Source organism: Diaphorobacter sp. HDW4B, assembly GCF_011305535.1.
In the GTDB taxonomy this organism is placed as follows: Bacteria; Pseudomonadota; Gammaproteobacteria; order Burkholderiales; family Burkholderiaceae_C; genus Diaphorobacter_A.
Genome location: NZ_CP049905.1, coordinates 3,016,719 through 3,030,000, shown reverse-complemented (window position 1 = coordinate 3,030,000; position 13,282 = coordinate 3,016,719). Strand labels below are relative to the sequence as shown.

The following is a 13,282-nucleotide window of genomic DNA, read 5'->3' as shown; positions in this document are numbered from 1 at the left end:
GTCGCGCGTCACCAGCGTGGGGCCGATGAACTGCGGAAATTCCATGATCGCCAGCTTCTCTGGATGGTCGCGCAGAGCGCTCGGCTTGTTGATGACCTTGGCGCCGTCACGTTCGGCCTGCTCCAGCAGATGCGTGGAATAGATGTATTCCGCATCGAATGGCGGGTCCTTGCGCATCAGCACCGCGCCGAAGTCCTTCAGTGCTGCCCGGCGTTCGCCTTCCACGACGAACCAGGTATCCGCATCACCCGTCAGGCGAATGTCGCGAATGTCGGCCGTGACCTGTTCGCCGCGCTGCCAGGACATATGGCGTGGCTCGCACACCGAGATGCTGTGGCCGCGTCGCTGCGCCTCGCGCATCATGGCGAAGGTGGTGTCCTTGTAGATCTTGAAGTGTTCGACCGGGTCGGCAACAAAGAGGAGGTTCATGGGCTGTCGGTGCCTATATAGATAGAGGGATCACTTCGCTGCGCGCGAGTGCTGACGTCCGTACTGTTGCACAAACAGGGCGATGCTGCCTGCCACCACGCCCCAAAACGCTGATCCGATCCCGGCTATGGTGACTCCGCTGAGGGTGACGAGGAAGGTGATCAACGCGGCTTCGCGGTGAGACTCGTCCCGGACGGCATTCGCCAGCCCGCCGCCGATCGAGCCCAACAGAGCCAAACCGGCGATCGCCATGACCAGTTCCTTGGGGAAGGCGATCAGCAAACCCGTCACCACAGCGCCGAAGATGCCTATCAATATATAGATGAGTCCGCAAGAAGCCGCCGCCGTGTAACGCTTGGCCGGGTCGGGGTGCGCCTCGGGGCCCATGCAGATGGCGGCGGTGATCGCACTGAGATTCAGTGCGTAGCCGCCAAAGGGGGCCAGCACGAAAGTGGCGAAACCGGTCATGGTGATGATCTTGGAAACTGGCATGTCGTAGCCGCTCGCGCGAATCACCGCCACGCCGGGGAGATTCTGGGAAGCCATGGTCACCACAAACAGCGGCAAAGCGAGACTCATGACCGCCGCCACCGAGAATGTGGGCATGGTGAACACGGGGACAGCCAAGTCCCAATGGATGGCCGACCAATTCATCTTGCCCATGAGCGCCGCGCAGAGGATGCCCGCAGCCAGCGTCAACATGACTGCGTAACGCGGAAGCAGGCGGCGCGCCAGCAGGTAGGTGAGCAGCATGGAGAGCACCAGCGGCAAGGCGGTTTCGGCCGCGCTGAACGCCTGCATGCCGAACTTGGCGAGCACGCCAGCCAGGAGCGCCGCAGCGATCTCCTGCGGAATCTTGTCCATCACGCGCTCGAACCAGCCAGTGACGCCTGCTAGAAAGATTAACGCCGCACTCACCATGAAGGCCCCCACGGCGTCGCCCATGGTGAATCCGCCCATGGCTCCGGCGGTGGCGAGCACCGCTGCGCCGGGTGTGGACCAAGCCACCATCACCGGCTTCTTGAGAATCAGGGACGGAACGAGCGAGCACAGCCCCATGCCGATGCCCAGCGCCCACATCCACGAGGCAATTTCAGCGGGTGTCGCGCCAAAGGCCTGAGCCGCCTGAAAGACGATGGCGACGGAGCTGGTCAGCCCCACCAGCACGGAAACAAAACCGGCCACAAAGGCCGAAAGCGTCAGGTCCTTGAAAAATCGCATCGCGTGAGTCGTCCCAAACTGCGACGCGATGCCTGTTCATTCAAGTGATCATCAGGGCTGATCTGCGACGCCCACGCAATATACAAAGAAACGCGTCCGCATGCTGGAATGCGTCGGAACAGGTTCTCAGACTTCCACCTTCGAGCCCAGCTCCACCAGGCTGTTGCTGGGCAAGAGCAGGAAGTCGGCCGCGCCCGCCGCGTTGTGGTGCATCTGGCCGAACAGCTTCTGACGCCACAGCGCCATGCCGCTGTTGTTGTCGCCGGGCACGAACACATCGCGTGAGAGGAAATAGCTGGTGCTCATGCTCTCGACTTCGCAGCCACGGCCACGCAGTTGCTGCAGCGCTGCCGGAACATCCGGGTCGTTCTTGAAGCCGTAGTTGATCTTCACGCTCCAGCAGTCGCTTCCGAGCGCCTCGATCTGCACGCGCTTGTCGATGCCGATCCATGGCACCTCGTGGTTGACGATGGTGACGAAGATGTTCTGCTCGTGCAGCACCTTGTTGTGCTTGAGGTTGTGCAGCAGCGCTGTCGGCGTGACCTTGGGGTCGGCCGTCAGGAACACCGCCGTGCCGGGCACGCGCGTGATGGGCGGTTGCTGCAGCAGCACCATCTGCAGGAAGTCGCGCAGGTCGATGCCATCGGCGTGCAGCTTGTTGTAGATGAGATCGCGCCCGCGCTTCCAGGTCATCATCACCGTGAACACGGCAAAGCCGATGGTCAGCGGGAACCAGCCACCGTCGAACAGCTTGAGCATGTTGGACGCAAAGAAGGTGACATCGATGATGAAGAAGAACAGCGTGGGAGCCAGCGCCGCCCACAGCGGATATTTCCAGCCGTAGCGCAGCACGAAGAAGGTGAGGATGGAGGTGATCGTCATGTCCAGCGTCACCGCGATGCCGTAGGCGGCCGCGAGGTTGCTGCTGGAGCGGAACATCACCACCGCCAGCGCGATCGCCACGCACAGGCTCCAGTTGATGAACGGGATGTAGATCTGGCCCATGTCGCGCACGCTGGTGTGCTCGACCTGAATGCGCGGCAGGTAACCCAGTTGAATCACCTGCTTGGTCACACTGAACGCGCCAGTGATCAGCGCCTGCGACGCGATCACCGTGGCCAGCGTGGCCAGCACCACCAGCGGCAGCACCGCCCAGCTCGGGGCCAGCATGTAGAACGGGTTCTTGATGGCTTCGGGGTTCTCCAGCACCAGCGCACCCTGACCGAAGTAGCACAGCGTGAGCGCCGGCATGGCGATGCTGAACCACGCGAGGCGAATCGGCTTGCGACCGAAGTGGCCCATGTCAGCATAAAGCGCCTCGGCCCCCGTCACGCAGAGCACGACTGCGCCCAGAATGATGAAGCTGACGCCCGGATTGTTGCCAATGAAACTCAGCGCGTAATGCGGGCTCAGGCCGCGCAGCACGGTGGGGTGCTGCATGATGTTCCAGACACCCAGCGCCGCGATGCTGATGAACCAGATCAGCATGATCGGGCCGAAGAACTTGCCGATGCCCGCCGTGCCGCGCTTTTGCAGCATGAACAGCGCAATCAGCACCACCACCGTGAGCGGCACCACGCCCTTGGAGAAATGCGGAGAGACGATCTCCAGACCCTCGACCGCCGACAGCACCGAGATGGCGGGGGTGATCACCCCGTCGCCATAGAACAGGCAGGTGCCGAAGATGCCGATCATCATCAGCACTGAGCGCAGCTTGGGTTTGTCCTTGACCGCCTGCGAGGCCAGCGCCAGCATCGCGATCAGTCCGCCTTCACCGTTGTTGTCGGCCCGCAGCACGAGTACGACGTATTTCAGCGAGACGATCAGCGTCAGCGTCCAGAACAGGATGGAGAGGATGCCGTAGACGTTGTCGTGGGTGAACGGAACGTGGCCCGAGCCGAACACTTCCTTGAGCGTGTACAGAACGCTGGTGCCGATGTCACCGTAGACGACACCGATCGCGCCCAAGGTGAGCGTGGTGAGGGAGGATTTCGAATTTTGCACAGAGATCAGTCACCCAGAACGCGAATGCGGGCTGTTGGGCGGTATTTTCCATCAATCGGCTGCATTTTGCGCTGACAGCAAGACATGCCCTAGCGATCGTTGACAGTTGTGGCGAAGCCGCCATACCAACGACTCACAGCCACATGCGCCTCTTGACTGCTCTCTGCGTTTTCCCCCTCTCGGGAAGCCTCAGTCGTAGACCTCGGCGTTCGGATCAGTGGCTTCGAGTTCGTAGCTCGACGCCAGCATCGCGAGTCGCGCGATCACGCCATACATGTAGAAGCGGTTCGGCGCACTCGCACCGGGACGCGCACCAGGTTGGGGCAGATGCGTGCTGTGCTCGAAGGCCAGCGGCACATAGCTTGCGCCGGGGGCATTCAGGTTTTCGTCGGTGCCACGCTCGGCGTGCATGCGGTAGAAGCCGCCGACCACGTAGCGATCCATCATGTAGACCACAGGCTCGGCCACGGCTTCCTGCACGCGCTCGCGGGTGAGCACGCCTTCCTGGACGATCACGTCATGCACCACCTGACCGTCCTTGATGACGGCCATCTTGTTGCGTGTCTTGCGGTTCAGGTCGTCGAGTTCCTTGGCATCGCGCACCGTCATGATGCCCATGCCGTAAGTGCCGTTGTCTGGTTTGACGATGACCCAGGGCTTTTCGTTGATGCCGTATTCCTTGTACTTGCGACGCACCTTGGTGAGCGTCGCGTCCACGGCGGTCTGCAGCTCTTCGAGGCCCACGCCTTCATTGAAATCGACGCCTTCGACTTTGGTGAACAGCGGGTTGATCAGCCATGGATCGATGCCCAGCATCTTGCCAAAGCGCTTGGAGACTTCTTCGTAGCTCTGGAAATGACGGCTCTTGCGGCGCACGCTCCAGCCCGCGTGCAGCGGCGGCAACAGGTATTGCTCGTAGAGTTCTTCCAGAATGCCGGGCGCGCCTGCAGACAGGTCGTTGTTCAGCAAAATCGTGCAAGGGTCGAAATTCTTCAGCCCCAGGCGGCGCTTGGTGCGGATCACCGGCTCCAGCGTGATCGATTCGCCGTGCGGCAGCGTGATCGTCGTGGCCTTCTTGATTTCAGGACTGACCGAGCCGATGCGCACGTTCAGACCCGCCATGTTGAAGATGCGCTGCAACTGCATCACATTGGCGAGATAGAAGGTGTTGCGCGAGTGGTTCTCGGGCACGATCAGCAGATTGCGCGCCTCGGGGCAGATCTTCTCGATCGCGGCCATCGCGGCCTGCACGGCCAGCGGCAGCATCTGCTCGGTGAGATTGTTCCAGCCGCCCGGAAACAGATTGGTGTCGACCGGAGCCAGCTTGAAACCTGCATTGCGGATGTCCACGGACGAGTAGAACGGAGGTGTGTGCTCCATCCACTCGAGGCGGAACCAGCGCTCGATCGCTGGCATCGAATCCAGAATGCGTTGTTCCAGTTCGTTGATTGGGCCGGTCAGGGCGGTAATGAGATGGGGAACCATCAATGTCCTCGCAAAATTGCAAAAGGCTTTGGGTAGCTAAGCTCACCATTTTATGCGAGCGGCCAAATCGACCCTTTTCGGGCCCGCTTGGGCAAGCAGACTAGCGCCGCCAGAAAGTGGGTGTCAACAGCGCGATGAAGGAAAGAATTTCCAGACGTCCGAGCAACATGCCGAGCGTCAGCACCCAGAGCTGAAAGTCGGTCAGCACCGCATAGTTGGAACTCGGCCCGAGCCGCCCCATGGCCGAGCCCGCGCAGTGCACACTCGCAAGCACTGACGAGAACGCCGTGAGCGGGTCGAGGTCGGTAAGCAGCAGCACCATGCTCAGCACGATCACGGTCGCGCCATACATCAGCATGAAGGCCAGCACCGAGAAGATCATGCGGTTGTCGATCACCGCGTTGCCCAGTTTGACGGGCTGCACGGCGTTGGGGTGAACGATGCGCGCCATCTCGCGCTTGGCCTGTTTCACCAGAATCAGCATGCGTGCCATCTTGATGCCGCCGCCGGTCGATCCCGCACCCGTCGCCACGCCCGACAGCATGATCATGAACACCGGTGCGAACACCGGCCAGCCGAGGTAGTCGGTGGTCGTGTAGCCCGTGGTCGTGGCCACCGAGATCACATGGAACAGCCCCATGCGCAGCGACTCCAGCGGCGCGTACACATTCTTGGCCCAGAGCAGCGCGGCAACGAGCAACCCGCCGCCGATCAGCGTGACCATGGTGGCGCGCATCTCGATGTCGCGCCACAAACCGCGCCAGTTGCCCTTGCGCAGCGCGATGAAGTACAGCGCGAAATTGCAGCTCGCCAGCAGCATGAAGAAGATGGCGATGCACTCCATCAGTGGCGATTTGAAATACGCAAAACTCGCGTCATGCGGCGACAGGCCGCCCAGGCTCACCGTGGTGAACATGTGCATGATCGCGTCTTCCGGCGTCATGCCCGCCCACCAGTAGCCGAGTGCGCAGAACAGCGAAAACAGTAGGTACACGCCCCACAGTCCCTTGGCCGATTCCGTCATGCGCGGCGTGAGTTTGGTGTCCTTGACCGGGCCGGCCGCCTCGGCCTTGAAAAGCTGACTCGCGCCCACGCCCAGCAGCGGGAGCACGGCCACGGCCAGAATCAGAATCCCCATGCCGCCCAGCCACTGCATGAAGGTGCGCCACATGTTGAGCGACAACGGCAACTGGTCGAGGTTGGACATCACCGTGCTGCCCGTCGTCGTCAGGCCCGACACCGCCTCGAAATACGCATGCGTGAACGACATCGGCTGGTTGATCTCGTACGACACCAACAGCAGCGGAATCGCCGCAAACAGCGGCAGCACCACCCACACCATCGACACCAGCATCACGCCATGGCGCGGCAGCAGTTCACGCTGGTACTTGCGCGTGGCGAACCACAGGATCGCGGAGATCAGCAGCGTGAACAAAATCGAGATGACATAGCACTCCCACAAGCCATCGTCCGCGTAGAACGACGCGCCCAGCGGCACCAGCAGCGCGCCCGCGAACATCGCGAGCAAGGCGCACAGCAATCGCAGGACGGGCAAGATGTCGGACATGCTTTTTCTTCCGTCAGGATCAGAAAAAGGTCGCGCTCACGCGGAACAGCTTTTCCACATCCTTCACCAGGCGCTTGTTGGGCAGGAAGAACACCACATGGTCGTTCGATTCGATCACCGTGTGGCTGCGCGGAATGATCACCTCGGGCTCGCGCTCGGGTTGCGCCTGATCCGGTGCGTCGTGGCACATGGGATCGGGCAGGCCGCGCACGATCAGGCCCATGTTGACCTCGGGCGGCAGATGGATCTCGCTGACCTTGCGGCCCACCACACGCGAGCTCTTGCGGTCGCCGCGCGCGACGATCTCCAGCGCCTCGGCCACACCGCGGCGCAGGCTGTGAACCGCCTGCACATCGCCCTGCCGCACATAAGCCAGCAGCTCGCCAAGCATGGCCTGCGCGGGTGACAGCGCGATGTCGATCTGCGTGCCGTGCATCAGATCGGCATAGCTGCGTCGGTTGATGAGCGCCAGCACGCGACTCGCTCCCATGCGCTTGGCCAGCAGGCTCGCCATGATGTTGTCTTCGTCGTCGCTGGTGATCGCAAGAAACAGGTCGATGTCCTCGATGCTCTCGTTGCTCAGCAGTTCCTCGTCAGTCGCATCGCCCTGCAGCACCAGCACGTCGGATGGCAATTGCGACGCCAGATCCACGCAGCGGTTGGCGTTGATGTCGACGATCTTGATCTGCAGGTTGCCACGCTTGTTGAGCTGATTGGCCAGGCGCAGCGCCACGCGACCACCACCGGCCATCATCACGCGGCGCACCGGGCGCGCCTGCTGCCCGCTCGGGCGATGGAACGAGGCCAGCACTTCGGGAATCTGCTCGCGGCCCGAAAGCACGAACACTTCATCGCCCGGCTCCACCATGGTCGAACCGTCGCACATGATGAAGCGGTCGGGCTCGTCCGCAAAGCGCCGGTAGATCGCAACGATGCGCATCGCCACGTCGGGTGCCATCAACCGAAGCGCGCTGATGCGGTGCCCCACCATCGGCGCGCCGCCGCGTGCGCGCACCGACACGAGACAGGCCCGTCCGCCCGCGAATTCGCGCACCTGCATGGCTTCGGGAAACTCGATCAGCTTGCCGATGTAGCGCGTGAGCGATTCCTCGGGGCAGATGATCCGGTCCACGCCGAAGCCATCCTTGCCGAGCAATTGCTCCGTATTTTCCAGCCCCGATGAGCGCACCCGCGCGATCAGCTTGGGCACGTTGAACATCACCTGCGCGACCTTGCAGCAGACCAGATTGGTCTCGTCCTGCGCCGCGCAGGCGATCAGCAGATCGGTGTCGTTCGCACCGGCTTCGGCCAGCACGGCCGGGTCAATGCCGTTGCCGACCACGCCGCGCAGGTCGTAGCGCCCTTCCAGCTCGCGAAGGCGCTCCGGATCCTTGTCGATCACCGTGATGTCGTTGCGCTCGGACTCCAGGCTGTCCGCCACGCTTGCACCGACTCGACCCGCACCCAGAATGATGATTTTCATCTTGTTGCTACCACTCTGACGGACTCAGCCATCGACGGCCACGCAGCGGCAATCAGCCGCGAATTTCGCCTTCGCCGAGCACGATCCACTTGAGCGAGGTAAGTCCCTCGATGCCCACTGGGCCACGTGCATGGAACTTGTCGGTGCTGATGCCGATTTCCGCACCAAGACCGTATTCGAAGCCATCCGCAAAGCGCGTGCTGGCGTTGACCATCACGCTGGCCGAATCCACTTCGCGCAGGAATTTCTGCGCGTGCACATGGTTGGTCGTGAGAATGGCTTCGGTGTGGTGGCTCGAATACTGGTTGATGTGGGCGATCGCCTCGTCCACGCCTTCGACGAGCTTCACGCTGATGATCGGCGCGAGGTATTCCTCGCTCCAGTCGGCTTCGGTCGCCTCGGTCAACTTCGCTTGCGGCACATCCTTGAGCAGCGCCAGCGCTTCCGGCGTGCCGCGCATTTCCACGCCCTTGGCTGCGAATACCGCACCGATCTTCGGCAGGAATTCCGCTGCCACGCCGCGCGCCACGAGCAGGCTTTCGGTCGCATTGCAAGGGCTGTATTTCTGCGTCTTGGCGTTCTCGGTCACCTTGAGCGCCAGCGCGATGTCGCAGGGATCGTCCACATAGGTGTGGCAGTTGCCATCCAGATGCTTGATGACTGGCACCCGCGCGTCGCGGCTGATGCGCTCGATCAGGCCCTTGCCGCCACGCGGGATGATCACATCCACATAGTCGGGCATGGAGATCAGTTGACCCACCACCTCGCGGTCGGTGGTCTGCACCAATTGCACGCCATGCTCGGGCAGACCGGCCTCGGCCAGCGCCTTGCCCACCAGCAGGGCGAGCGCCTTGTTGGAGTCGATGGCTTCGGAGCCGCCACGCAGAATGCAGGCGTTGCCGCTCTTGATCGACAGGCTCGCGGCCTCGATGGTCACGTTCGGGCGGCTTTCGTAGATCATGCCGAACACGCCGATCGGCACGCGCATCTGGCCCACGCGGATGCCGCTGGGCTGCTGCTTCATGCCGATCACTTCGCCGATGATGTCCGGCATCACGGCCAGCTGTTCGCAGCCTTCGGCGCAGGTTTCCAGCACCTTGGGCGTGAGTTTCAGGCGATCGACCATGGGTTCGGCCAGACCGGCGGCGCGCGCGCGTTCGAGGTCGCGGGCGTTGTCGATCTGCAGAGCGTCCACGTTTTCACGCAGCAAACGGGCCAGGGCCTTCAAGGCCTTGGATTTGACGGCCGGCGGTGCCTTGGCCATCAGCGCAGAGGCTGCCTTGGCCTGAACTCCGAGGACGTGGGTGTATTCAGCGATATTGAGCGCGTTCATACCCCGATTTTGACCGAAACCGCCCGTCCTGCGTGCGCATGGGTCTGTTCGGGTTACGCTTCGGGCATTTCCCGCTCTGAAACACCTCTGAATCGCCATGTCCGACACCGCCCGCTACGAACTGCAAAGCTTCAAGCAATTTCTCCAGCAACTGCAGGACGGCAGCCTGAGCCCGCACGGCTTCAGTGACAGCGCCCGCTCGCAAGAAGCCCTGCTGGCCGCCCTGCCCGCGCGCTATTCCGAGGTGCTTTTCGGCCTGCTCGACCGTCTGGAAACCGGCGCGCTGTTCACCGAGGAAAGCTGCTCGTTCAGCCACAAGGACCTGCACGACAACCTGACGATCTGGGCGGACAAGGCCGAGCAGCAGTTGCAGCGCGGCTGAACCGGCCTACTTGCGGGGAAGAAAAAGCACCGCGCTCACGCCGGTCGCTGATGCTTCCGCGCGGTTGCGCACGCTGATCTCACCGCCCAGCGCCAAGGCCAGATCACGGCAGATCGCCAGCCCCAGCCCCGCGCCCTTGCCGCCGCCGGTGATGAAGGGCTCGAACAAACGATCCGCCACAGCCTTGACCAGACCCGGACCGCTGTCCCACACCTCCAGCTCCCACCCCACGCGATCCGACTCGGCACTTTCGCGCAGCCGCATGCCAAGTTCCGATTTGTCGGGCGAATGCTGGATCGCATTGGTCAGCAGGTTCTTGAGGATTTCCTCGACCATCCAGCGTTGACCGTGCCAGTTCGCAGCGGCCTCCGGCGCATCCAACGAAAAATCCAGCTGCCTGCGCGCAAGCAGCGGCGACAACTCCACCGCCACGTCCTGCATCAGGCTGCGCAGTTCCACGTCTTCGGCCACCTGCACCAAGTCGCCGTGGTCGCTTTGCGCGCGGTTCCACATCAGCAACTGATGGACGACGCGGCTGGTGCGTCCCGTCGTGTCGGCAATGCTGGCCAGCGCCTCGCGCGCAGGCACATCGCCCTTCAAACCCGATTCGGCATGCAACTGCAGCACGGCCAGCGGCGTGCGCAACTGGTGCGAAGCATCGGCCACAAAACGCTGCTGGCGCTGGCGCGAATCGTCGACCCGCGCCAGCAGCCCGTTGAAGGCCGACAGCAGCGGGCCGACTTCTTCCGGCGTCGATGCCACCGACAGCGGTTTGAGATCGTCCGGGCTGCGCTGCTCCACCGAACGAGCGAGCACCCGCAGCGGCCGCAGCGCCGCCGTCGCCACGATCCACATCGCCATCAGCAGCAAAAACAGCAGGCCAAACTGCCGCGCCAAGGTTTTCCACAAAATCGTGCGACCAATCGCGTAGCGGTACGCCACGTATTCGCCCACCTGCACCACCACATAACGCATGCCCTCGGCCGATTCCACCGGCTGCCACAGTGCCACGAAGCGCGCGGGTTCGCCGTCGGGCATGTCGCGGTCGTAGAACTGCAGGCGCGATGCGTATGCGTCGTTCAACGGCGGCAGACCGGTGTAAGGCGGCAAGGCGGCATCGCCCGCCAGAAAATCACCATTCAAAAAATTCACGCGGTACAGCAGCGGACTGCGCCCCGGCTGCTCGCGCAAATCCGTGCGCACGTCGGTCGAATACAGCTCCAGCGCCGTGTGCGGCAAAGTCACCTGCAGCTCGCCGCGCTCCAGCCGAATCATGTCGCCCAGCGCATGTGCCGCCGTCACCAACAAGCGGTCGTAGGCCGACTGCGTGGTCTGCAATGCCGAGCGATAACCCAGCCACGCATCGAACAGCACGAACACCAGCAGCGGCACGACCATCCAGATGAGCAGTCTGCGGCGCAGCGAAAACGCGTCCGCTGCAGCATCCACCTCAGTTCGCGCTTTCATCCACCACGCTTTCGCGAATCAGATAACCCACGCCGCGCAGCGTGGTGATCTGCACATCCGTGTTCAGCAACTTCTTGCGCAAGCGATGCGCCACCACCTCCACCGCATCGGCCTGCGTGGCCTGATCGGACGGGAACACCAGCGCCGTCAAACGCTCCTTGGTCACGGCATGGCCGGGGCGTTCCATCAACGCGGCCAGCAGCGCCGATTCGCGCGGCGTGAGTTCCAGCGCCTTGCCGTCCACATAGGCCACATGCGATGCGCGCTCGACCCGCAAGCGCCCGCAGCGCATCTCGCCCGCACTGCCGCCCGCGCGGCGGCACAGCGCACGCAGGCGCGCTTCCAGCTCATCCAGATCGAAGGGCTTGGCGAGGTAGTCGTCGGCACCGGCATTGAGCCCCGCGACCTTGTCGCCCACCGCGCCGCGCGCCGTCACCACCAGCACCGGCACCTCGTTGCCCTTGGCACGGATTTTGGACACGAGCTGCAGCCCATCCATCACCGGCAGGCCGAGATCGAGCATCACCACGTCGTACTGCCCGGCACTCAGATGCACCAGCGCCTGCACGCCATCGGTGCAATGCTCGACATGGATGCCGCGCCGCGTGAGCACGCGCGACAAGGCAGCGCTCAGGTCCAGATCGTCTTCGACCAGCAGCACCTTCATCGCGGCTCCATTGCTGCGATGCACAAGATGTGCTGCAATGCAGCAAGCGGCATGAAACAGGTGGTTTTTCTCATTTTGAAAGCTACTTGAAAGCAAAGCGCAAGCCAGTCGAAAGGCACGCACCAAACGCGCGCATTGTGCTCCCTATAGTCGGGCCATCTTCCAACATTCCATAAAGACAAGGATAAGAGATGGCCTTGAAACCCACTGCACACACCACACGCGCCGCCTTCATCGGCATGGCCCTCGCGGCCGCCTCCGCCGCCAGCTTCGCGCAAGACAACTGCGCCAACCGCGGCGATCTGGACAGCCAGTTCTGCGACGCCAACAAGGACCTCGTGGCCGACACGCCCACGGACGCCAAGAAGCTGAAAGACCCCAGCACGCTGGTGTTCGCTTTCACGCCCGTGGAAGATCCTTCCATCTACGAAAAGCTGTTCCGCCCCTTCATGGGCCACCTCTCGCAGTGCGTGGGCAAGAAGGTCGTGTTCTTCCCGGTGCAATCCAACGCCGCGCAGATCGAAGCCATGCGCTCGGGCCGTCTGCACATCGCAGCGTTCTCGCCAGGCCCTGTGAACTTCGCGGTGAATCTGGCCGGCGCCGTGCCGTTCGCCATCCGTGGCAACGACCAGGGCCCCGTCGGCATGAACCTCAAGATGATCGTGCAAAAGGGCAGCAGCTACCAGAAGCTCGATGACCTCAAGGGCAAGCGCATCGCGCACACCTCGCCATCGTCGAACTCCGGCAATCTGGCTCCGCGCGCGCTGTTCCCCAAGCTCGGCATCACCCCCGACAAGGACTACAAGGTCGTCTACTCCGGCAAGCATGACCAGTCCATCCTCGGCGTGAAGACCGGCGACTACGACGCCGCCCCCGTCGCCAGCGACGTGCTGCAGCACATGACCGACCGCGGCGTGGTCGGCAAGGACGACTTCCGCGTGCTCTACACCAGCGAGATGTTCCCGACCGACGCCTACGCGTTCGCCTACAACCTCGCCCCCGCACTGCAGGAAAAGATCAAGGGCTGCTTCTTCGACTACAAGGTCCCCGCCGAAATGGCCAAGGGTCTGGGTGGCGATCGCTTCCTGCCCATCACCTACAAGAAAGACTGGCAACTGGTGCGCGACGTAGCCCAGGCCTCCGGCGAATCCTTCACCCGCGAAGCCTTCGACAAGGCCGCGCAAAAGAAGTAAGCGCCGAATGAAGCACGCGGGCGGATGTTGAAAAAACAGCATCCGCCCGCG

11 protein-coding genes (1 of these 11 running past the window's edge) are annotated in these 13,282 nt (G+C 62.8%); 2 read left to right on the top strand and 9 right to left on the bottom strand.

What is annotated here, in order from left to right; translation table 11 throughout:
- The 7 genes from gshB to G7048_RS13805 form a co-directional block, all read right to left on the bottom strand.
- Nucleotides 1-429, bottom strand: partial view of a glutathione synthase gene (gshB, locus tag G7048_RS13835; RefSeq protein WP_166068707.1) — the 5' portion only. It extends 516 nt beyond the left edge of the window; 429 of the gene's 945 nt are visible here — the first part of the coding sequence; its start codon is at nt 427-429; the stop codon falls past the left edge of the window.
- 30 nt (nt 430-459) lie between these two features.
- Nucleotides 460-1,650, bottom strand: a complete 1,191-nt coding sequence (locus G7048_RS13830) for a benzoate/H(+) symporter BenE family transporter (RefSeq protein ID WP_166068706.1) — start codon at nt 1,648-1,650, stop codon at nt 460-462.
- Nucleotides 1,651-1,776: 126 nt separating this feature from the next.
- Complete coding sequence (locus G7048_RS13825; RefSeq protein ID WP_166068705.1) at nt 1,777-3,654, bottom strand: potassium transporter Kup; 1,878 nt, start codon at nt 3,652-3,654, stop codon at nt 1,777-1,779.
- 189 nt (nt 3,655-3,843) lie between these two features.
- Nucleotides 3,844-5,139: a glutamate--cysteine ligase gene (gene gshA / locus G7048_RS13820; RefSeq protein WP_166068704.1), complete on the bottom strand. Its 1,296-nt coding sequence runs from the start codon at nt 5,137-5,139 to the stop codon at nt 3,844-3,846.
- Between the two features lie 100 nt (nt 5,140-5,239).
- Entirely contained in the window at nt 5,240-6,706 is a 1,467-nt protein-coding gene (locus tag G7048_RS13815; RefSeq protein WP_166068703.1) for a TrkH family potassium uptake protein, read from the bottom strand.
- Between the two features lie 19 nt (nt 6,707-6,725).
- Complete coding sequence (gene trkA, locus G7048_RS13810; protein WP_166068702.1) at nt 6,726-8,189, bottom strand: Trk system potassium transporter TrkA; 1,464 nt, start codon at nt 8,187-8,189, stop codon at nt 6,726-6,728.
- 52 nt (nt 8,190-8,241) lie between these two features.
- Complete coding sequence (locus G7048_RS13805; protein WP_166068700.1) at nt 8,242-9,522, bottom strand: glutamate-5-semialdehyde dehydrogenase; 1,281 nt, start codon at nt 9,520-9,522, stop codon at nt 8,242-8,244.
- A gap of 97 nt (nt 9,523-9,619) precedes the next feature.
- On the opposite strand from G7048_RS13805, the gene G7048_RS13800 reads away from it, so the two are divergent.
- Entirely contained in the window at nt 9,620-9,904 is a 285-nt protein-coding gene (locus tag G7048_RS13800) for a hypothetical protein (RefSeq protein ID WP_166068699.1), read from the top strand.
- A 6-nt stretch (nt 9,905-9,910) separates the two neighbouring features.
- Here G7048_RS13800 and G7048_RS13795 read toward each other — a convergent pair whose 3' ends face one another.
- Nucleotides 9,911-11,371, bottom strand: a complete 1,461-nt coding sequence (locus G7048_RS13795; protein ID WP_166068698.1) for a sensor histidine kinase — start codon at nt 11,369-11,371, stop codon at nt 9,911-9,913.
- Nucleotides 11,355-12,038 (bottom strand): response regulator transcription factor, encoded by a 684-nt coding sequence (locus G7048_RS13790; RefSeq protein ID WP_166070969.1) that lies wholly within the window; start codon nt 12,036-12,038, stop codon nt 11,355-11,357. Before G7048_RS13790 ends, G7048_RS13795 begins: the two co-directional genes overlap by 17 nt.
- Before the next feature lie 239 nt (nt 12,039-12,277).
- On the opposite strand from G7048_RS13790, the gene phnD reads away from it, so the two are divergent.
- Entirely contained in the window at nt 12,278-13,231 is a 954-nt protein-coding gene (gene phnD, locus G7048_RS13785; RefSeq protein WP_205750398.1) for a phosphate/phosphite/phosphonate ABC transporter substrate-binding protein, read from the top strand.
- Nucleotides 13,232-13,282: the final 51 nt, after the last annotated feature.

Excerpts from the sequence above, each read along its gene's own strand:
- G7048_RS13805 (WP_166068700.1), bottom strand. The coding sequence starts at position 9,522 with ATGAACGCGCTCAATATCGCTGAATACACCCACGTCCTCGGAGTTCAG.
- G7048_RS13815 (WP_166068703.1), bottom strand. The coding sequence starts at position 6,706 with ATGTCCGACATCTTGCCCGTCCTGCGATTGCTGTGCGCCTTGCTCGCG.
- G7048_RS13800 (WP_166068699.1), top strand. The coding sequence starts at position 9,620 with ATGTCCGACACCGCCCGCTACGAACTGCAAAGCTTCAAGCAATTTCTC.
- trkA (WP_166068702.1), bottom strand. The coding sequence starts at position 8,189 with ATGAAAATCATCATTCTGGGTGCGGGTCGAGTCGGTGCAAGCGTGGCG.
- G7048_RS13795 (WP_166068698.1), bottom strand. The coding sequence starts at position 11,371 with ATGAAAGCGCGAACTGAGGTGGATGCTGCAGCGGACGCGTTTTCGCTG.
- G7048_RS13830 (WP_166068706.1), bottom strand. The coding sequence starts at position 1,650 with ATGCGATTTTTCAAGGACCTGACGCTTTCGGCCTTTGTGGCCGGTTTT.
- G7048_RS13790 (WP_166070969.1), bottom strand. The coding sequence starts at position 12,038 with ATGAAGGTGCTGCTGGTCGAAGACGATCTGGACCTGAGCGCTGCCTTG.
- phnD (WP_205750398.1), top strand. The coding sequence starts at position 12,278 with ATGGCCCTCGCGGCCGCCTCCGCCGCCAGCTTCGCGCAAGACAACTGC.
- gshA (WP_166068704.1), bottom strand. The coding sequence starts at position 5,139 with ATGGTTCCCCATCTCATTACCGCCCTGACCGGCCCAATCAACGAACTG.